Raw genomic sequence first — 20,903 nt, 5'->3', positions numbered from 1 at the left:
GGTGTGCTTCGGGAGGGCGTGCGGAGGCGGCTCGGGCAGGCACCGCATGTGCCCGCGCTTTGTTCGTCGGACCCCTCCCCTACTGTGGGGAGCACATCGCCGGAGCGGGTGGTGCGGAGAGGGGACGGGACGCGTGGACATCGAGTTCGGCTGGTGCCTGGACGGCGCGACGTGGGCTGATGCCGCCACCGCTTCCGACGGTCCGGATAAGGCCGGTGCCGCGCTCGGCCGCATCCGCCTGGGCCCACGCGGGCTGCTGCGCCTAATGCAGACGCGCCTGGGCCTCTCGCATCCCGGCGCGGACCCCGCGGTGCGGATCGCGCAGCATCTGGCCTCGGTGCTCGGCGCCGATCATGCCTGGTGCCGGCGCTCGCTGGCGGTGGACCCGTGGGCGACCGCGCGCGAGCTGCTGGCCCTGCGCGATGCCGCCGTCGAGGCCGGGTGGAATCCCTTCGCGCACGAGGGCCCGCTGCCGCCGCGGCTCGACGCGCTGCGTGCCGTCGAGCGGGCGCGCCGGGAAACGGGGGCGGTGCTGTCAGCGGGCGTGGCCGACGACCTCGTGGAGGTCCTCGACCTGTTGGCCTCCGAGCCGGGCTGGCCCCTGGGCATCACCTCCCTGACCTGCCAGGAGCGCCCCGAGGACCTGCCCGGTCTGTGGGGAGCGCTGCTGAGCGCGCTCGCGGACGCCGGGGTGCCGCTCACGGTGCAGTCCGGCGCGCCGAGCGCACCGCCGCGCCTGGAGATCATCCGCTGCGACGACGAGTGGGAGGCGGCGACGGTCGCCGCGCGCTTCGTCGCGGGGTTCGGGGGGAACGGTCCGGCGGCGCTGCTCGCGACCGAGGACACGATCGCCCTGGACGCCCAGCTTCACCGCCGGGGTCGTCCGGCGGTCGGCCGCGCGCAGGGCGGACAGGACCGCGCCCGTCAGCAGATCCTGCCGCTTTTCCTCGCGCTCGCGATCGCGCCAGTGGATGTGCACCAGCTCGCCGCCCTGCTGGATCTGCGCGTGGTCGACGCGCCCGAGCCCGGCGCCCAACCCATCGGTCTCGTCCCCGCTCGGGCTCGCGCCGCGCTGCTGTCCGCTCTCGCGCAGGAGCCGGGCGTCGGCGGCGAGGCCTGGCGGAGCGCGCTGGACTCCCTGCGGCGGGAGGCTGAGGCGAGCCCGGGCGACCGTGCGGCCGTCACCGCGCATGAGGCCGCTCGGGCCATCGACGAGCTGGTGCGGTCGCCGCTGCCGGCCCAGGACGCCCGTCCGAGCGCCCTGCGCGCCCGGCTCCCGTGGCTGCGGGACCGTCTGCGCGCCGTCGGGCACCTGGACACCGCACTGACTCCGACGATCACGCAGATCACGGCGTTCGACCAGGTCCTGACGCTGCTGGAGGACTCCCCGCTGTCACCGCGAATGCTGCAGGGCATCGTCGCCTCGTGCGGGGGCACGGCCCCGTCCCCGTTCGCGCGCCGGGAGGCCGGCGGCCCGCCCGTCGCCCTCCGGCCCGCCCACCTGCAGGCCCGCGGAGGGGCGGTGCTGTGGTGGGGCGCGACCGAGAGCCGCACCGCCCCGCCGACGGTCTGGGACGCCGACGAGATCGCGGTGCTGCGGAAGGCGGGAGCGAGCCCTGCGGACCCGCAGGCCGCCGCGAGGCTCGAGACCGCAGCGGACCTGCGCGGGCTCGCCTCGGCCGGGACGCTCGTGGTGGTGCACGCCGATCGCCGTCTCGAGACCGATCAGCCGCTGACGAGCCTGCTCGCTCATCTCGCCACCGGCGCGATCGCCGCGCAGGGCGGGGATGCGGGTGCCGCCGTGTCTGAGGATCCGGATGCGGACGCGAGTGCATCTGCAGAGGCGGCGGAGGTCGAGAAGCGGCTCGAGGCCCGGACGCGCACCCCGCAGGACCTCGCATCGGGCCCCGTCTGGGAGCTCGCGGGCTCACGCCTGGACCTCGCACCGGCGGCCGAGGAGGAGAACGTGGAGGCAACGCGATCGCGGATCGGCCCGGGCGATTCCGCGGACGCCGCCTCCGCCAGGGACCTCAGCCGCACTGCCGGGGCACGGCTCGACCACCTGCTGCCCGAGCGCCTGTCGTACTCGCAGGCGGAGACCCTGATCGGCTGCCGTCAGAAGTGGACCTACCGGTACGGGCTCGGGCTTCGTCCCGGATCGGCCTCGGACCTCCCGACGGGCAACCGGATGATCGGCACCCTCGTCCATGCCGTCGTGGAGCGCCTGGTCCGGGAGCGGGATGCGGCGGGTGCGACCGGTGCCGCCTCGCCCTGGCCGCCGGACGCCGCCGCGATCGGTGCCGCGTTCGATGCGCTCGTGCCGCATCTGGCCTCCGAGCTGGACCTGCCGGGCCGGTCGGTCCTGCGGGCCCGCGTGCGCGACACCGTGCTGCGCTCGCTCGCCGCGTTCTTCGGCGCCCTCGATGCCGCGGGACATCGCATCGTGGATGTCGAGACCGGCTTCGACGAGCCGCTCCCTCTCACGGTCGACGGGGCTCCCCGCACCGTCGCCTTCCGGGGAGCGCGGGACGTCGACACGGTCGATGCCGCCGGACACCGCGGCGTGATCGATCTGAAGTGGACCGACAGCCGGACCAAGCACGCGGAGCTCTACGACCGCGGCGAGGCGATCCAGCTGGCCAGCTACGCCTGGTCGATCGACCGCGACGGGGCCGACGTCGGCGCGGAGCCGCCCTCCCTGGCCTACTTCCTGCTGCAGCAGGGCGAGTTCGTCTCCGAGGACACGGACCTCGACGGGCGGCGCCGCACGCCGTTCGACCCGTCCGACGCCTGGCGCCGTCTCGTCGCGGAGGTCGAGGCCGCGTGCGCCGAGGTGGGCACGGGACGTTTCAGCGCGCGGCCCGCGCAGGAGCTCCTGGACCGCGGCATGGATCTGGGCACGCCGTGGAAGGCCCGCCACCGGGTGCTCGAGGAGGTCGCGAGCGTCGAGCATGACGCCGGGGGCATCTGGATCGACGCCCGCTGCGACTACTGCGAGTTCACGACCCTCTGCGGGATCGGGAAGGACCTGTCATGACCTTCACCCTGTTCAACGCCTCGGCGGGATCGGGCAAGACCTACCGGCTCACCCACGAGCTCGCCGATCGCATCGCGGCGGGGCTCGAGCCCTCGCAGCTGATCGCCACGACGTTCACGCGCAAGGCTGCGGCGGAGCTGTCCGGGCGCATCCGATCGACGCTGCTCGACGAGGGCCTGGTGGAGGCCGCGCGCGACACGGACAGCGCGCTGATCGGAACCGTGAACTCGGTGGCGGGACGGCTGCTGCGAGAGCACGCGATCGACGCCGGCGTGTCCCCGGACGTGCGGGAGATCGACGAGAACGGGCAGAGGCGCGCGTTCTCCGCCGCCCTGGACGACGCCATCGCCCACAGCGGCTCCCTGCACCGGGATCTGCTGGCGCGGCTGGAGCACGACAAGGCCGAGGACGACGATTCCTTCGGCACCGGCGTCTCCTGGCAGCGTCAGGTGCGGGACGTCGCCGAGAAGGCGCGCAGCAACCGGATCGCCCCGGAGGCCGTGCGGGCCGCGGCCGCGAACTCCTGGGAGTCGTGGCGCACGGCCGCGGGGCTGACCGCCGCCAGCACCGACACCAACACCAGCACCGGCACCGACACCGAGCACGCGGCCCCCGGTTCGCCCGCACCAGGTGACGGGGATCGTCGCTCCGCGTGGATGGCCGGTCTGCAGGACGCGATCACCGCTCTCGACACCGCGCTCGCGGACGGCACGTACACGAACGCCGACGGCGAGACCACGAAGATCAGAGCGAACAGCGTGCGCACGACGGAGAAGGCCCGCGAGGATCTCGCGTCGCTGCTGCGGACCCTGCGACGCACGGAGCGCGCACCGTGGTCGGCATGGGCCAAGCTCGCCGCGATCGCCGCGGACGTCGGCGAGAACGCTAAGGGCGGCGTGAAGCCGAAGGACACGTACGGCGCCGTCGCCGACCACCTGCTGTTCCCCCTGGCCTCGCGCCTGGTGGATGAGCTGCCGGCCTGCCCCGCGCTGCACGCGGACATCCGGGCGCTCATCGAGCTCGTGATGGGCACGGCCGCGGATTCCCTGGCCGCGTACGCGGAGCACAAGCGTGCCCTGGGCCTGATCGACTTCGTCGACCAGGAGGTGCTGCTGCTCGAGCTGCTGCGCTCCTCCGAGCGGGTGCGGGAGGCCGTGCGCACCCGCTTCCGGCTGCTCGCTGTCGACGAGTTCCAGGACACCTCCCCCGTGCAGCTGGCCCTGTTCGTAGAGCTCTCGCGGCTGATCGACGACAAGATCTGGGTGGGGGATCCCAAGCAGGCGATCTACGGCTTCCGCGGCGCGGACCCGGCGCTCATGGAGAGCGTCCTCGAGGCCGTCGAGCACGGCGGCACCGAGCTCGGGAAGGGCCTGGTGCAGAACCTGGCCCACTCCTGGCGCTCCGCCCCCGAGGTGCTGGCCCTGTCCAACGCCGTCTTCGCCGAGGTGTTCGCCGAGACCCCGCTCGATCGCGTGCTCCTGGAGATCCCCGACGAGCGGCGGACGAGCGCGCCGGGCGGGCGCGTCGAGGCGTGGAGCAGCGCCGCCGGCGGCCGTGCCTCGCGGGCCCGCCACGCCGCGACGATCGCCGAGGGCGTCCGAGATCTCCTCGGCCGCGGCACCGCTCCGGGGGACGTGGCCGTCCTGGCGCCCAAGAATGCCGACGTCACCGCCGTGCTCGAGGCGCTGGCGCTGCGTGGTGTGCCCGCGACGGGTGCGGCCCCGGCGGTGCTGGCCACCCGCGAGGGGCAGATCCTGCAGGCCGGGCTGGCCAGCGTGATCGACCCGTCCGACTCGCTCGCTCTCGTGACGCTCGTCGAGCTCCTCGAGGACCACGGGGCGCATGCCGCGTGGTTCGCGGACCTCGCCCGGGCGACGGACCGGGAGTCCCGGGCGGCGGTGCGCGCATCGTGGTGGGAGGATCCGACGCTGACAGCGCTGGGCGAGCTGCGGTCGGCCTGCATCGGCCTGTCCCCCGTCGAGATGATCGACGCCCTGATCGATGCCCTCGACCTGATCGAGCGGATCCGCACCTGGTCGGATCCGCGGGCCCGGCGGGGCACGCTCGATGCGATCCGGGCGCTCGCGGCGCGCTTCACCGACGAGGCCGCGAGCGCCTCCGAGCCGGTCACGCTGACGGGGCTGCGCCTGGCCCTCGATGCGGCCGAGACGGGAGCGGACCTCTCGGCGCGGCCCGATGCCGTGTGGGTGGGCACGATCCACGCCGCCAAGGGGCTGGAATGGCCGACGGTCGTGGTCATGCTGACGGCACCGCGCAGCCAGCGCGAAGGGCCGTTCGGCGTGACGGTGCTGCCTGCCGCTGAGCTCGACATCGCCGCACCTCTCGCCGGTCGCCGGATCCGGTACTGGCCGCGCGTGCTCACGACCTACGGTCCCGTCCGGGAGGGCCTCTCGGCGGACGCGGACGCGCAGCGGCGCGCTCGGGAGGAGCAGCGCGAACGCGGACGCCTGCAGTACGTGGCGCTCACCCGCGCGGCCCGCGTGAGCGTGCTGTGCACGGATGCGGCCACGACCCCGCTCGACGGCCTTGGGCCGCAGGTCGAGGACGCGGGCCCGCTGGTGACGATCGACCCGGTGACCGAGGAGATCCGGGTGGCGCGGCGTCGCACCGATCCCTCGGCGGACTGCCGGGAGACGGGCTGCCCCGGGGAGGCCTGCTCCGTGACGACGTGCGCGGCGATGGCCGAGAGCGCGCGGACGGTGCCGATCATCGCGCGGTCGTTCGCGGCGGAGGAGGACCCGGTCGCCCTGCCGGGGCGCGCGGGCGCCCCGGCGATGACCGACATCCCCCGTCGTCCCGCCGCCGATGCCCCCGCGCATCCGGCGGCCCGCTTCCGCGCCTCGGGCGTGGCGAGCGACGGTCTGCGCGCCGAGATCGTGCGCGTCGCCGTGCTCGGCGACCCCCTCGTGCGCGGAGGCGGCGCCGGGTGGGACCGGGTGGGCGAGGCCGTGCACGGGTACCTGGCCCTGCCTCTTGCGGAGCTGGATGCCGCCGCACGTCTGCGCGCGGCGGAGCGCCTGCGGGCCCGCTGGCAGGTGGAGCGCGCTGTGCCCGCCGCGGTGATCGTGACGGCGGGCGAGCGGTGGTGCGCCTATCTCGCTGCCGAGCACGCAGGCGCGGAGGTCCTCACCGAGCAGCCGATCGCGGGCTGGAACGAGGAGGCGCAGGCGATGGAGGGCTGGATCGACACGCTCCTGCGCTCCCCCGACGGCTCCCTCGTGCTCGTCGACCACAAGACGTACCCGGGCGAGCAGCCCGAGGAGCACATCCGCAAGAGCTACCTGGGCCAGTTCGCGGCGTACGCGCGGGCGCTCGAGGCCGCGACGGGTCGCGCCCCGTCGCGGCTCCTCGTGCACCTGCCTCTGCGGGGTGAGGTCTGGGAGGTCGGGCCGATCACGCCTGCGTGACCGGCGCAGACCCACCGCGGTCCCGGGCCGGGGTCTGCCCCGGGGCCACGGCTGGGCACTCCCCCGCGCCTTCCGCGGAGGTCAGTCCTGCGGGTCCTCCCCGAAGATCTCGGCGCTGAGGGCGCGCACCTCGTCCGCGCCGAGCTCGAGGGTCATCGCGCGGGCCGAGTCGGTGATGGACTCGGGCCGGGAGGCGCCGGGGATGGGGATCACGCGGTCCGACAGCGCGAGCTCCCATGCCAGGACGATCTGCTGCGGGCTCGCGCCGTGCGCCTCGGCGGCGCGGGCGATCGCGGGGAAGCGGCGCGCGACGGCATCGCCCCGGCCGATCCCGCCCAGCGGCGACCACGGCACGAAGGCCACGCCGTGCTCCCTGCAGTGCTCGAGCTCCTCGCGGCTCGTGTGGTGGTAGCGCGGGGAGAACTGGTTCTGGACAGCGGCGAGGCCGCCCTCGCCGAGCACCTCGATCGCCACGTCGATCTCCTCGACGTTCGCGTTGGAGATGCCGATCTCGTGGATGAGCCCGTCGGCCTTCAGCGCGGCGAGGGCCTCGATGCTCTCGGCGTAGCGGAGCGTGCGGTCGGGGCGGTGCCAGTAGTAGAGGTCGATCGCATCGACGCCGAGCGCGGCGAGGGACTTCTCGACGGCGCTGCGCAGGTAGTCGAGCGAGCCGTCGCGGCCCCACTGCTCGCCCTCGGAGCGCGTGATGCCGCCCTTGGTCGCGACGACCACGCCCTCGGTCGAGCCGGAGTAGGTGCGCAGGCCCTCGGCGACGATCTGCTCGTTGTGGCCCATCTGGTCCCAGGCGGGGGCGTAGATGTCGGCGGTGTCGATGAGGGTGATCCCGGCATCGAGCGCGCCATGGATCGTGGCGATGCCTCGCTCGCGGGGCGGCAGCGGGTCGCGGCCGAGCGATGAGGGCATGGCGCCGAGGCCGAGGGGGCTGACCTCGAAGCGACCGATCCGCCGACGGGCGGGGGCCGGGCTGGCGGAGGCCGGGGTGCTGGGGGTGGTGACGTCGTTGTTCATGTCCCGAGCCCACGTGCGGCCGAGCCCCGCGTCCGCGGCGTGCGCTCCGGCACCTGCAAGTCCGACCGGGCGGACGGTCGATGCCCCAGCCCGTCGCCGCCGGACGACGGTGGCTGCCGAGGAGCGAGAAGCACCCCCAGCACGGCGAATGCCCTCTGACCTGCGCCGATACCGGCACTCCGCGCCAATGACGCCTTTTCGCAACATTGCACTTGCGTAAGCCGGTGAGGTGCGACTACTGTGTTTCCCGCCAGCCCGGAGAGGCGGCCCGGTCCTCACGGGACGGGCGCGCGGCTCCCGGAGCGTGGTCGTCGCTGACGCGGTGCACAGCCACTCAGCAGTCGCGACTTCACGCGCCGCCGATCGGACATGGGGCGAACGTTTCCGATCGGCGGCGCGTCTCGCGTTCCCGGGCGCCGCGATATCCCGCGCCGCCGACAGCAGCGCGACCAAGCCCCCGCCTGCTGCGCGCTCGCCCGCTCCCTCCGGGACGGAGTCAGCGAAGACGCGCCCGCTCAGCCCTCACCCCAGCCGGCGATCCTCACCCCTTCTGCCGCGGGTCCGCCGTCCAGCCGACGACGAGCGGGGCGCGCGTCGAGCGCTCGATCACGAGGAACAGGAACGGCCGGTCCAGCACCAGCCTCGTGGGCTCCTCCTGCCCCGGCGCGGCCCCGGCCTCCGTCACGACGGCCGTGGCGGCCGCCGCCTCCATGCCCTCCTCGTCGACGGTGATCACGGCCTCGTGGATCACGTCTCCGATCCGCAGGTCCTCCTGCGTCGAGATGCCCGTGAAGTCGGCGTCGTCGCCGAATGCCAGCTCCAGCCCCATCGCGGTGAGGGTTTTCTTCACGGATGTCGCCGTGCGCAGGTCGACGGGCGGAAGCACGAGGTCCACCTCGGCATCTCCCCCGTCCTCGAGGCCGTCGAGGAGGGTGCCGAGGGCCGCGCCACCGTCGGCCCTCCAGTGCTCGAGCACGGCGGGGATGTCGCCGACCGGTCGTGCGAGCACGAGGGCGACCTCGTCGCCGAAGGTGTCCAGGCGCGTGGCCTGCAGCTGGGCGTCCTCGTACCAGCTGCTGGTCTCGGCCCCGAGCATGTCGATGTCGGCAGTCGTGCCGTCGGCCAGCGTGAAGGGGACCGGCCCCATCGGCACCAGGGTGTCGGGCCAGGCGGACTTCACGTGCAGGGCGTCGACGAGGACGAGGCGGGTCAGATCCGTCAGGACGTCCTCGGCGAGCAGCTCGGGGATGCGGCCCTCGGTGGCATCGTCGACGAAGGAGTTGATGTCCTCGCGGGCGCGGTCCCGACCGCCCGGGTCCTGGAAGTCCGCCGTGTGCAGGCCGGTGTCGAAGCCGCGGGCGAAGGCGTCGAGGTAGTCCTGCTGCACCTCGTAGCCGTCCTGGATCCAGAGGGCGTCGACCAGGGTCGCCGAGGCGGGCTCGGGGTCCCCCTTCTCGCGGTTCTCGCGCTCGTCCTTCCCGACGGCAGCGAGGACGCTGCGCAGGCACGAGGCCGTGGCGGCGAGCTCGGCCGCATCACCGCCGAGCACCTCCTGCAGCTGGGCGAGGGTCTCGCCCTCGGCCCCCTGCGCGGTCATCGCCAGGGCGACGAGCACGGACAGCGGCGAGAGCACGGCGGAGGTCCCCTCGGTCCCGAACGCGGAGAGCATGCCGGTGGTGAACGGCAGCAGGCGCCCGCGGATCTCCTCCGGCGTCGGCGGCGCCGCGGGATCGACATCGCTGCGCAGGTCCTCCTCCGATCCACCACCTCCGGGGATGATGCTCCGCAGCGCCCCGCAGCCGCCCAGCACACTGGCACCGGCGACCGCGGGCGGCGCCAGGAGCAGGGCGCGACGGGACGGCCGGAGGCCGGATGAGCGGCGGGACGGAGCTGCAGCGGTCGCGTTCATGCCCCGATCCAACTCCCGCGGCTCCGGAAAGGGAATGGGGAGCGGTCCCCACCGGGCCCGACACCGGTCACGGCCGCCTCGCCCGGTCGCCGAGGATCCTCCCCCATCGCCGGGGTGCCGGCCGGGTGTGCCACGAGCGGACCACGGCAGCGCGCCGACCGATCACGGAGGGTCCCGAGGCCTCAGCCGCCGAGCATCCCGATCACCCGCGGCACGGTCCGCACCAGCACGATCACCCCGATCGCCCCGACGGCCCACGAGAACGCGCTGCTCGCATGGCGCACGGCCCAAAGCTCGAGCCGGTCGAGCAGACGATCGGCCCCCTCCCCCAGCAGCGCCCGGATCCCGGCGAGCACCAGTCCCGGGGCGATCATCAGCGCGCAGTACCCGAGCAGGACGAGCGCCCCGCGGCCGAGCCCCGTGCCGGTCTCGGCGAGGATCGTCATCGCCGCGAGGTAGGGGATCATCGACGCCGCCTCGATCGCCCCGGCGAGGACGGCGAGCCCCGCGAGCAGCCGCCAGGACCCCGACGCCGCCCGCGCTCGCTGCGCCCAGCGCCGCCCCGACGCCTCGGGGTCGCCGCCGCGCTTGCGGATGGTCTCGGGGTCCGCGGCCCAGGACCAGATCACCAGCGCCGCACCCGCCGCGGCGAGCACGACGGCGCCGATCGGCCCCGCGAGCGCCTGCTGCGCCCGCTCGTACAGGGGCAGCAGACCGGCTAGCAGGGCGAGCCCGAGGAGCCAGTAGAACAGGCCGATGACCAGTAGATACCCGGCGGTACGGGCTGCGATGGATCGGGCGCCGCGGCCGGTCACCAGCAGCATGAGGGGGATGACGAGGGTGCCGACGCTCGTGGCGTCGATGAGGGCGAGGGCGGGCAGGCCCAGGCGCAGGAGGGGTTCTTCCATGGTCCCCGAGCCTCGCGCGGGATGCTCGGGCGCGCCTCCTCCGAAGGTGCCGCATCGGACAGAGGACCGCGGCGGCGGAGCAGGGCACCGGTAGGTTCGAGGCCATGAGCTCCCCCGATGCCGCCGCGGCCGCGCACCGCGAGGCGCTCTCCCCTGCCGCTGGTGAGCAGGCGCCCGTGGGTCGCGCAGCGGGTGTGCAGACGCCCGCGGGTCGCGCAGCGGGTGTGCAGACGCCCGCGGGTCAGGCGGCGGGGCCCTCGGGGACCGACGCAGCGCCGGGCGACGCGACGCCCGTCGCAGAGACGACGATCCCGGCCCGCGACATCGGCGTGGCCGTCCTCTACACGGCGGCGGTGCTCACGGCGACGGTCTTCCCGCTGGGGTCGACCGGCCTGTTGGGGCACGGCCACGCCTGGCCCCCAGCCGTCTCGACGGCGCTGCTGCTGATCGCGGCCGCGGCGACCGTGCTGCGCCGTCGCGCCCCCGCCGTGACGCTCGCGGTGACGGGTGCCCTGTCCACGATCGAGATCTTCGGAGCCGGCCAGCTCGCCGCCTACTTCCTGGTCTTCGAGGCGCTGTGGGCACCGATCGTCCACGGCTCGCGGCGCACGGCCCGGATGAGCACCGGCGCCGGCGCGGTGCTCGCCATCGCGCTGCTGGGAGCGGTGCTGTCGTGGCGCCCGGATGCATCGCACCTGGTCCTGGCGCTGCTGCTGATCGTGGTGGTGGTCCTGACGCCGCTCATGTGGGGGTGGGAGGTGCGCCATCATCGCGAGGCGAGGCGCGCCGCCGAGGACCTCGTCGCAGCGCAGGCCCAGCTCGCCCGGGAGCGGACGCTGCTGGCCGAGGAGCGGGCGGGCCGTGCGGTCGACGAGGGGCGGCGCCGGATCGCCCAGGACCTCCATGACGTCGTCGCCGGGCATCTGAGCGCCGTGAGCCTGCACGCCTCGCTCGCGGGTTCCCTACCCGATGAGGCCGCGCGCTCGGACTCGCTCACCGCCGCCCGCTCCTCAGCGGCGGCCGCGCTGCGGGACCTGCGCTCGGTGATCGCGGTGCTGACGAGCACGGAAGACGCGGATGCCGAGCCCGCGACGACGCTCAGCTGGGAGGACCTGGCCGCACGCCTGCGCGCTGGGGAGCCCGCCGATGCGGCCCGCGCCGTGACAGGCACGCGGATCCGCATCGATCCGCGGGTCGATGATCCGAGCGTCGTCGATCCGGCGGTCCGGGCGGCCCTCCTGCGCATCGGCTCGGAGGCGGTCACCAACGCCCTGCGCCACGGGCAGGCCCCGCGCACGCTCATCGTGGAGCTCGCCGCGCCGACCCGACAGGTCGTGCTGACCTGCATGAACGCCGTCGACCCCGAGCAGAGGGCCGGATCGGGGCTCGGGCGCGCGGCGATCGCCGACCGTGCCCGAGCCGTCGGCGGCACGGCGACGAGCGGCCTGGTTTCAGGACCAGGGCCCGCCGCGCCCCTCGGCGGCATCGGCACGGACAGTCGCGGCCGCGGGCGAGCCGGGCGGCTGTGGCGCGTCGAGGTCCGCGTCCCCTGCGCACCAGAGCGGGCAGGGACGGCGCACCCCCTCCCGTCGGCCCCTGCCGAGCTGGACCCCCAGGCCACGCCACGTCCCCTCCCGCAGGAGCAGCGATGAACTCCCGCACCACGTCCCCGCAGGGCACCGATGCGCCCCTGCGGGTACTCGTCGCCGAGGATCATCCGGCCGTGCGCGCCGGCCTCGTCGCGGCGCTCTCGGCCGCGGAGGGGATCGAGGTGGTTGGCGATGCCGCGGACGGTCCCGCGACCCTCGCCGCCGCCCGCCGCCTGGCCCCCGACGTGGTGCTGACGGACGTGCGCATGCCCGGGGCGACGGGGATCGACATCACCCCGCGCCTGCGCGCGGGCGGCGCGAAGGTGCTGGTCATCTCCGCTTTCGACCTCGATGTCGCGGTGCTCGGAGCGCTCGCGGCGGGCGCGGACGGGTTCTTGGTCAAGACCGAGACGCCCGAGCGGATCGCCGCCGCCGTGCGCGCCGTCGGCGCCGGGGACACGGCGCTGTCGGCGAGCGCGCAACGCGCCGTCATCGATGCGCTGCGCGCGCAGGAGGACGCTGCGGCGGGCCGCGCCGGGGCGGGCTCCGGGAGATCGGCGCCGGGAGCTCCGGCGCCGGGAGCTCCGGCGTCACGAACTGCGACGCCGCGAGCTCTGGCGTTAGGAACTGCGGCGCCGGGACCCTCTGCATCGGGAACCTCGCCGTCGGGTGCTTCGCCGTCGGGAACCTCCCCGTCGGGAAGCACAGGACCGGTGCCCGCCTTCACGCGGCGCGAGGAGGAGGTGCTCGCGCTCCTGGCCGACGGCCTCTCCAACCAGGAGATCGCGAGCACGCTGTTCGTCGAGGTCACGACGGTCAAGACGCACGTGACGAACGTGCTCGCCAAGACCGGGACCGCCTCGCGCGTGCAGGCGGCGCTGTGGTGGAACCGACAGCTCGGCACCGCCTGAGACCCAAAGGCCGAGGGTCGGGGGCCGGGGGCCGAGGACAGCTCCTCCCGCCTCAGCGGACGATGCGCCCGCTCGCGAGCCCCAGCAGGCGGTCGAGCACGCGGTCCCCGCTGGCGCGCAGCCCGTTGTGCTCGTACTCGCTGGTCACCCAGGGCTTCACGCCCGGCAGCAGCGCGGCGGTCTCCAGGGAGAGCTCGCGGGGCACGTAGGCATCGTCGTAGTAGACGGCGGCCGCGCCGGAGACGTCGGCCGCCCGCAGCGCCTCGACGTCGTACAGCGCCGGCCACTCCCGCGCGGCGAGGAGCTCGGCGGCCGGCAGCCACGGCGCGAGCTCGGGATCCTCGGCCAGGGCCTCATGCGTGACGTGCTCGCCGGACAGCAGCGTCGGGTCTTCGGCGAAGGCGGCGGGCATCGTCCGCTCGGCGGCCCAGCATGTGGTGCCGCCATCGGCCCAGCAGGACTCGTGGACCACGGCGTACATCGGGTTGCGGCCGCCGAAGGGGAGCGCGGCGGCGAGGTCGTGGCGGAAGGCGGGTGAGCGGTGGTCGAGCTCGAGGATCTGGTGGAGGCGCTCGGAGCCGCCGGAGGCGCCCAGCAGGATCCCGATGCCCCGCAGGCGCACGGGCGAGACGCCGCCGCCGTCGGCCAGGCGAACCTCCCCCTGCGCGGCGAGGTCCATGAGGCGCCGCACGCGGTCGCGATCGCCCGGGAAGCGGCGGTAGTGCTCGGCGGACTTGGCGAGCATCGTCGACCAGGTCAGGGCGTAGGCGTCGTCGATCGGGCGCCCGACGGCGGGCAGACCGCCCGTGAGCAGGACGGACGCGAGGGAGTCGGCATGGGCGCTCACGTAGCGCAGGGTGCAGAAGCCGCCGAAGGACTGGCCCAGCACGCTCCAGGTCCGCGCGCCGAGGGCCTCGCGGAGGGCCTCGGCGTCCTCGACGATCGCGTCGGCACGCATCTGCGCGAGGTACTCGGCCTGCGCCTCGGGGGCGACCTGGCCCAGCGTCACCGGGCTCTCCGTCGCCGGGCGCGAGCCATCGTCGGCCGGGACCGCGATGGATCCGCTGGTCAGCTCGCTGGTCGACTCGCCGGTCGGGTTGCTGGTCGGCTCGGGGGCCGCCGTCCCGTCCGTCCGCGCGGTCACGACCGCGGCGGCGAAACCCGCGGGCAGCGGCAGGTCCGGGCCGACGGGGGTCGAGCGCCCGGTGCCGCGCTGGTCGAGCATGACGACGCGGAAGTCGGCGAGCGCCCGCTCGAGCCACGGCGGCAAGGCGGGGTCCAGGCCGGGGCGCGGCGCCTCCGAGCCGGGGCCGCCCTGCAGGTACAGGAGGAACGGTCGCCCCTCCCCGCCCTCGGCGGCGATCACGCGGGCGAACACCTCGATCGTGCCGCGCCCCGGGGCGGCCCGGTCGAGCGGCACGTCCAGGGTCACGTCGCGCAGGGTCAGTCCGGGCAGGGTCCAGGTGCTCTCGGTGGTGGCCATGGGGCAAGCCTACGGAGCTCCCCGGCCACGTCTCCACGCCTTCTGCAGCCCCCGCAGCGGCGTGCGCTCGCTGCAGGGGCAGGGGCTGGGGCTGGGGCTGGGGCTGGACCAGGGCGTCAGCCGACGCGAGCGCCGACCCGTCGCCCCCGCGGAGGCGCTGAGGCGATCGTCGTCGCAATGGCACTGCGGTGGTCGTTCGTCGTCGCGGTGGTGCTGCAGAGGTCGTTCGTCGTCGCGGTGGTGCTGCAGAGGTCGATCCTCATCGCCGTGGTGCTGCAGAGGTCGATCCTCGTCGGAATGGATGCATGAATTGGTCGATCCCCGTCGGAATGAGCGCCTGATTCCGACGAGGATCGACCATTCCGCCCGGGTGCCGTCGACCTCCACCGCCGGTTCTCCCCTCACCGTCGGCTCCGCGGACCCGTACCCGATAGCATCGAGGACACAGATGCACCGAGGAGGAGCCATGCCCGTCTCGCCCTATGCCGCGCGCACGCGCCGCATCACCGAGGTCCTCGTGAGCAATGGCCTGGCCGTCCTCGCCGGTCAGCTGGGCCTGGCCGAGCGAGCCCCGGAGACGCTGCGGCGCAGGATCCTCGCCGCCGGCGGCACCGATGCGGCCGCGATGCCCGGCCCGGTCCGCCTGCGCCACGCCCTCGAGGAGCTCGGGCCCGTGTTCGTGAAGCTCGGGCAGATGCTCTCGACCCGCGACGACCTGCTCCCCTCCGCGTACACGACGGAGCTGCGGCACCTTCAGGATGCGACGCGCCCCGTCGCCTTCTCCGAGATCGCCGAGACCATCCGCGAGGAGTTCGGCCGAGACGTCGAGGACGCCTACGCGCACATCGACGCCGAGCCGCTCGCGACGGCCTCCATCGGTCAGGCGCACCGCGCCCGCCTGCACGACGGCACCGAGGTCGTCGTGAAGGTCCGCAAGCCGGGCGTCGAGGAGTCGGTCCTGACGGATCTCGAGATCCTGCGTCGCCTCGCCGCGATCGCCGCCCGGGAGTGGAGCCTGGCCCGGGACGTCGACATCGAGGGGCTGATCGGCGCCTTCGACCGGAGCATGCGCCGGGAGCTCGACTACCGCACGGAGGCCGCCAATGCCGAGCGCTTCCGCGACGACCTCGCCGAGGATCCCGTCGTCCGCATCCCCCGCGTGTTCGGGGAGCTGAGCACGTCGCTCGTGCTCACCGAGGAGTTCGCGCAGGGCCTGCGGATCACCGACGGCGCGGCTCTCGATGCGGCCGGCGTCGACCGCCGGGCTCTCGCGCGGGCCGCGACCCGGACGATCGTGAAGATGGTGATGGTCGACGGCTTCTTCCACGCCGATCCCCATCCGGGCAACATGTTCGTGCGCGACGACGGATGCCTGTGGCTGATCGACTTCGGCATGACCGGGGAGCTGACCTCGACGGTCCGCGAGGACATCGTGCGTCTCCTGCTCGCCGTCTCCGCGCAGGACGCGGAGGCCGTGGCCGCGTCCCTGCTGCGTCTCGCGCCGCCGCGCGGAGCCGTCGACTCGCGCCGCTTCCAGCACGACGTCCGGGCGCTCCTGGACACCGTCGGGACGAAGGCTCTGCAGGACATCGACCTCCAGGCCTTCTTCGCGCGCCTGACGACGGTGCTGCGTCGCAACAACCTCCAGCTGCCGCCGGACGTCTCCCTGCTGCTGCGGATGCTCGTCCTCACCGAGTCGACCGCGATCGCGCTCGACCCCGAGTTCTCGCTCGGGGAGGTCCTGGCGGAGGTCGCCCCCGTGGCGCTCGCCCAGATGTGGGGCCCCGGCGCCCTGCTCCGGCGAGCTCGGGAGGCCGGGATCCAGGCGCTGCGTCTCGGAGAGGAGGTGCCCGCCCGTGTGCAGCGCCTCCTCGACGACTACGAATCCCGCGGAGTCGGCGTGCACCTGGACTCCCGCGACCTCGAGCCTCTCGCCGTGCGGATCGAGGCGGTGGGCGACCGCCTCGTGGCCGGCATGACGATGAGCTCGCTGATCATCAGCATCGGCCGGGTCGCGGCCACGCGCGCCGAGGCGGGGAGGGGAGTCCGCGACCCGCTGCTGCTCGCGGCCGGCGGCGCGACCGCCCTGCTGGGCACGTACCTCGCCGCCGGCGCGGGCCCGTTGCGGGCCGCGGGCCGCGCGCTCAAGCGGGGCATGCGCCCGCCGCGCTGAGCAGGGTGGGCGCCCGTCGCCCCGCCGCGCTGAGCAGGGTGGGCGCCCGTCGCCCCGCCGCGCTGAGCAGGCGCACGATCACCGCGTCGCCGCGCGAGCGCAGGATGTCGCTCTTCGCCGCATCAGCGGTCGCAGAGCGGCGAAGATCGACATGCCGACGCCGGGAAGCGGCAGAGATCGACATTCGCACTCCCGATCAGCCCTGCCCTCTGGCCGACCCCCTCCCCGTCGCCCAGCGACGCAGGATCGGTCCTCACGGCTGGGGTGCCGCAGTGGTCGATCATCGTCGGAATGCATGCGCGCATCGGTCGATCGTCGTCGGAATAGGTGCTTGAATCCGACGACGATCGACCATTCCGCCCGGGCCCCGTCGCCCTCTCCGACAGCTCCGGCCCCCGAGTTCGTCGATCAGCAGCACCACCCGGCCGGCCTCCTCCCCGTCGGCCTCCGCCGCCGGCTCGTCCCTCACCGACGCCTCCAGCCTCCGAGTTCGTCGATCAGCCCTTGACCGAGCCCTCCGTCAGGCCTCCTCGCCAGAACCGCTGCAGCACGATGATGAGGATCGCCAGCGGGATCACCGACAGCAGCGCCCCGCCGATCGTCAGCTGGAAGTACTCGGGCAGGCGGTCGGTCTGCGCCCGCCACGTGTCCAGGCCCAGCGTGATCGGGTAGAGCTTCTCGTCGGCGAGCATCACCAGCGGCAGGAAGTAGTTGTTCCAGATCGCCACGAACTGGAACAGCAGGATCGTCACGATCGCCGGGGCCAGTTGCCGCAGCACCAGGGTGTGGAAGATCCGCAGCTCCCCCGCCCCGTCGATCCGCCCCGCCTCGATGAGGGAGTCCGGGATCGAGGCGCGCGCGTAGATGCTCGCGAGGAACAGCCCGAAGGGGCTCACCAGGGAGGGCAGCAGCACCGCCCAGTACGAGTTCGTGAGCCCGATCTTCGAGAACACGAGGAACAGCGGCAGCGCCGTGGCCGTGCCCGGGACGAGCACGCCGCCCATCACGAAGGCGTACACGAGGTTGCGGCCGCGGAACTCGTACTTCGCGAGGGCGTAGCCGGCGGCGACCGCGAAGTAGGTGGCCAGGAGGGACCCGATCCCGGAGTAGACCAGCGAGTTCAGCGCCCAGCGGCCGTAGATCCCGCCGTTGGTGGTCAGGACGTCCTGGATGTTCTGCACCAGGTGGAACGGCCCGCCGAGAAGGAACCCGTTCGTGGAGAACAGGGCATCGGTGGTCTTGGTGGCGTTGACGATCACCCAGTAGACGGGCACCAGGAAGTACATGGCGACGATCGTGAGGATCGCGGTGACGATGATCGTCGTGCCGGGCTTGCGGCCCGCCGCGCGCGAGGCGGACGGGACGTCCCGCTCACGGCGACGACGGCCCGCGCCGCTCCCGGTCCCCGCGGGGTGATCGACGGACGGCGTGGTCGGTGTGCTGGCGGCGGTGCTCATCGCGTCCGCCCTCCCTTCTTCCCGCGGTTGGAGAGGCCGAGCGCGATCGCCGAGAGCACGAACGCGACCACGGCGATGATCACCGCTTGCGCCGCTGCCATACCGATGTCGTTGTACTGGAACGCGTACGCGTAGGCGGACATGTTGGGCGTGTACTCCGACGTGATGCCGGTGGACACGAGCTTGAGGATCCGCGGCTCGGCGAACAGCTGCAGCGTCCCGATGATCGAGAAGATGATCGTGAGCATGAGCGCCGGCCGGATCAGCGGCAGCTGGATCGAGGTGACGATGCGCCACGGACCGGCGCCGTCGATCTTCGCGGCCTCGTAGAGCTCACCGGGGATCGACTTCAGCTGGGCGATGATGATCAGCATGTTGTAGCCCGTGTAGGTCCAGGTCACGATGTTCGCGATGGCCCACAGGACGTTGCCGGGCGACAGGAAGTCGACCTCGATGCCGATCATGCCGAGCACGTCGACGATGGGGCTCAGCCCCGGCACGTACAGGAAGGACCACAGGATCGTGGCGATCACGCCGGGGATCCCGTACGGCAGGAAGTAGGCGCTGCGGAACAGGCCTGGCCACTTCGCGGCGGCGCTCTCGAGCAGCAGCGCGAGGATCGTCGCGGCCGCGATCATCACCGTCACCTGCACGACGCCGAACAGGAGCATGCGGCCGATCGAGGCGGTGAAGTTCGGGTTGGTCAGGGCGGCGATGTAGTTGTCGAGCCCCGCGAACTGCGAGGTCACGCCCTCCTCGCCGAGGAGGCCCTTGCGCTCGACCGTCATGAACGACTGGACGATCGCGATGATGATCGGGACGACCATCGTGAACACGAACAGGATCAGGAACGGGCCCATGAGGATCCAGGGTGCTTTCGACTTGCTCATCGGGCGACCTCCACGTCGAGTCCGATCTTGCGCATGATCTCGACGACCTTGTCCTGCACCTCGGGCAGGACGTCGACGAGCTTCTTCGTCCCGGTGACGGCGGCGTTCATGCCGTCGCCGAGGGCCGCGTTGGCGCGCTGCGTGACGGGCGACCACACCCAGTCGAGGTTCTGCCCGGCCGCCATGGCCGCAATCACCTCGGTGTTGTAGTTCTGGCCGCTGGAGAACTCCGACGGCTTCTCGCGCACGGCGCCGATGTAGTCCTTCGCCGGGGACCAGCCGATGCCGGAGTTCTCGATCATCGCGTCGATCCCAGCGGGGTCGGTGCACATCCAGATCAGGAACTCGAGCGCCTCGGCGGGGTGCTTCGAGTTGGCCATGACGGCGGCGCTCGATCCGCCGAGCATGCCGGAGGCGTACCCGTCGTCCCAGCGGGGCATGGGGGCCACGGCCCACTTGCCGCTGCCGCCGGGAACGCCCTCGATGAGCGCGTCGGCCCAGGAGCCGCCGACGTAGCCGAAGACGTCGCCGCTGCCGCAGGCGGCCATCCAGGGTGCGGAGAACGGGGCGAAGGAGGTGCCCACGAGGCCCTCGGCGATCATGCCGTCCCAGTACTCGGCCACCTGCAGCGAGGCGTCGTCGGCCATCGAGACGATCCAGCCGCCGTCCTGCGGCTGGTACCAGTTCGCGCCCTTCTGCATGGCCCACATGTTCATCACGGAGCCGTCGCTGGGATCGAGGGAGAGGATCTTCTTGCCCGCCTCGGTCCCGACGCCGGCGAGCTCCTTGAACTCATCCCACGTGGCGGGAGGCGTCTGGCCGAGCTCCCCCTCGAGGACCTCGCGGTTGTAGAAGAAGGCACTCGGGCCGGTGTCCTGGGGGATGCCCCAGATCTGGTCCTGCACCTTCACCTGGCTCCAGGCGCTCGGATCGAACAGGCCCTCGTGCTCTGCGGCGCCGTAGCGGGAGAGGTCGATGAGGGAGCCGGAGAGCGCGGCCTCGGGGATCTGGCGCAGCTCGACCTGGGCGATGTCGGGGCCGCCGCCCGCCGCGACGGCGGACAGGATCTTGGCGTAGCCGCCGCTGTCGCCGCTCGGGATCCAGTTGGCGTCGACCTGGATGCGGTCCTGGGAGGCGTTGAAGACGTCGCAGACCTTCTGCAGGTCCTTCAGCCAGGCCCAGTAGGTGAGCTGCACCTTCCCTTCAGCAGGCGGGATCGTCGGGCCGCTGTTCACGGTGGACGCTCCCGTCGCCGTGCAAGCCGCGGCGCCCGCGGCGACGGCTGCCGCGGCTCCTCCGGCGATCAGCGCTCGTCTCGTCGGCCCGTGCGGGCGTCGGTTCTGCGGCATCCTCACTCCTCACTACTCCTCACTCCTCGTCGAGCGGTCGGTGCCATGACAATACCGTGCGGAAACTAGTCGGCGTTACCTGGGGCACACGTCGGGGTGTCGGGCGGCGTCGCGCAGTGGTCGATCCTCGTCGTATTGGACGCGCGCAGTGGTCGATCCTCGTCGGAATGGGCGCCTGATTCCGACGACGATCGACCATTCCACCCGGGCCCCGCCGACGACGACGTCGAGGGAGCCGTCGGGATCGACAACGGAGGGGAGCAGGCGCACGATGTCGTTCTTCGCCGCCTCCCCCATCGCAGATGTCGATCTTCGCCGCATCACCGGTCGCAGAGCGGCGAAGATCGACATGCCGACACCGGGAAGCGGCAGAGATCGACATCTACCCCGCCGTGCGACGGAATCGGCAGCATTACCGCCGGCGCTGATGTCGGGGCACCACCGCAGGACGGGCAGCACCGCCGTGCGGCTTCCCAGCCCGGTGCTGATGTCGGGGCACCACCGCAGGACGGGCAGCACCACCGCGGGAAACGACCAGGGGCGCCACCGCAGAACGGGCAGCACGGCCGTGGAGCAGCCATGGCTCCCAGCCGGGCCACGGGGTCCGTCGCGCGCCACGCCCAGCCCCGGTTCCGTTCCGCTCTACGATCGATGGGAGCCGACCAGCGCCGCCCGAGGCGGAGACCGAGAGGGAAACCATGACCGCGAACGCCCCCGACCCCTCCCAGCCGCCCACCGCC

General features: G+C 73.3%; 14 protein-coding genes. 6 read left to right on the top strand and 8 right to left on the bottom strand.

The genetic code is table 11. The features are described from left to right. The first annotated feature begins 133 nt into the window (after positions 1-133). Positions 134-3,037, top strand: a complete 2,904-nt coding sequence (locus FM110_RS04380; RefSeq protein ID WP_087103036.1) for a PD-(D/E)XK nuclease family protein — start codon at positions 134-136, stop codon at positions 3,035-3,037. After that, positions 3,034-6,465, top strand: coding sequence for a UvrD-helicase domain-containing protein (locus FM110_RS04375; protein ID WP_087103034.1), 3,432 nt, complete (start codon positions 3,034-3,036; stop codon positions 6,463-6,465). Before FM110_RS04380 ends, FM110_RS04375 begins: the two co-directional genes overlap by 4 nt. A gap of 81 nt (positions 6,466-6,546) precedes the next feature. Here the strand turns inward: FM110_RS04375 and FM110_RS04370 are convergent, their stop codons facing one another. From FM110_RS04370 to FM110_RS04360, 3 genes are all read right to left on the bottom strand, one after another. After that, on the bottom strand, positions 6,547-7,494 hold the full coding sequence (locus FM110_RS04370) for an aldo/keto reductase (RefSeq protein WP_087103032.1): 948 nt from the start codon (positions 7,492-7,494) through the stop codon (positions 6,547-6,549). Positions 7,495-8,035: 541 nt separating this feature from the next. Beyond that, positions 8,036-9,403 carry a serpin family protein gene (locus tag FM110_RS04365; RefSeq protein WP_087103030.1) on the bottom strand — a complete coding sequence of 456 codons (1,368 nt, stop codon included), beginning with the start codon at positions 9,401-9,403 and terminating at the stop codon, positions 8,036-8,038. Between the two features lie 182 nt (positions 9,404-9,585). After that, complete coding sequence (locus tag FM110_RS04360) at positions 9,586-10,311, bottom strand: GAP family protein (RefSeq protein ID WP_087103028.1); 726 nt, start codon at positions 10,309-10,311, stop codon at positions 9,586-9,588. Between the two features lie 104 nt (positions 10,312-10,415). Here FM110_RS04360 and FM110_RS04355 point away from each other — a divergent pair, with 104 nt between their 5' ends. Then, the gene (locus tag FM110_RS04355; RefSeq protein WP_087103026.1) at positions 10,416-11,963 is read left to right on the top strand and encodes a sensor histidine kinase; all 1,548 of its coding nucleotides are present in this window, start codon (positions 10,416-10,418) and stop codon (positions 11,961-11,963) included. Continuing rightward, on the top strand, positions 11,960-12,811 hold the full coding sequence (locus tag FM110_RS04350; RefSeq protein ID WP_087103024.1) for a response regulator transcription factor: 852 nt from the start codon (positions 11,960-11,962) through the stop codon (positions 12,809-12,811). Before FM110_RS04355 ends, FM110_RS04350 begins: the two co-directional genes overlap by 4 nt. A gap of 52 nt (positions 12,812-12,863) precedes the next feature. Here the strand turns inward: FM110_RS04350 and FM110_RS04345 are convergent, their stop codons facing one another. Next, positions 12,864-14,294, bottom strand: coding sequence for an alpha/beta hydrolase (locus FM110_RS04345; protein WP_087103022.1), 1,431 nt, complete (start codon positions 14,292-14,294; stop codon positions 12,864-12,866). A 177-nt stretch (positions 14,295-14,471) separates the two neighbouring features. Between FM110_RS04345 and FM110_RS14725 the strand changes: the two genes are divergently transcribed. Then, the gene (locus FM110_RS14725) at positions 14,472-14,603 is read left to right on the top strand and encodes a hypothetical protein (RefSeq protein WP_268802191.1); all 132 of its coding nucleotides are present in this window, start codon (positions 14,472-14,474) and stop codon (positions 14,601-14,603) included. A 157-nt stretch (positions 14,604-14,760) separates the two neighbouring features. Beyond that, positions 14,761-16,467, top strand: coding sequence for an ABC1 kinase family protein (locus FM110_RS04340; protein ID WP_159457971.1), 1,707 nt, complete (start codon positions 14,761-14,763; stop codon positions 16,465-16,467). Positions 16,468-16,964: 497 nt separating this feature from the next. Here the strand turns inward: FM110_RS04340 and FM110_RS04330 are convergent, their stop codons facing one another. The 4 genes from FM110_RS04330 to FM110_RS13705 form a co-directional block, all read right to left on the bottom strand. Then, positions 16,965-17,924, bottom strand: a complete 960-nt coding sequence (locus FM110_RS04330) for a carbohydrate ABC transporter permease (RefSeq protein ID WP_087103017.1) — start codon at positions 17,922-17,924, stop codon at positions 16,965-16,967. After that, positions 17,921-18,814 (bottom strand): carbohydrate ABC transporter permease, encoded by an 894-nt coding sequence (locus FM110_RS04325; RefSeq protein WP_087103015.1) that lies wholly within the window; start codon positions 18,812-18,814, stop codon positions 17,921-17,923. Before FM110_RS04325 ends, FM110_RS04330 begins: the two co-directional genes overlap by 4 nt. Then, entirely contained in the window at positions 18,811-20,049 is a 1,239-nt protein-coding gene (locus FM110_RS04320; RefSeq protein ID WP_234991904.1) for an extracellular solute-binding protein, read from the bottom strand. Before FM110_RS04320 ends, FM110_RS04325 begins: the two co-directional genes overlap by 4 nt. Positions 20,050-20,238: 189 nt before the next feature. Next, entirely contained in the window at positions 20,239-20,685 is a 447-nt protein-coding gene (locus FM110_RS13705) for a hypothetical protein (RefSeq protein ID WP_159457970.1), read from the bottom strand. Between the last annotated feature and the right edge of the window lie 218 nt (positions 20,686-20,903).

This window comes from Brachybacterium nesterenkovii, assembly GCF_900163655.1.
GTDB classification, from domain to species: domain Bacteria; phylum Actinomycetota; class Actinomycetes; order Actinomycetales; family Dermabacteraceae; genus Brachybacterium; species Brachybacterium nesterenkovii.
The sequence above is the reverse complement of the archived record's forward strand: the minus strand, read 5'-3'. Positions and strand labels throughout refer to the sequence as shown.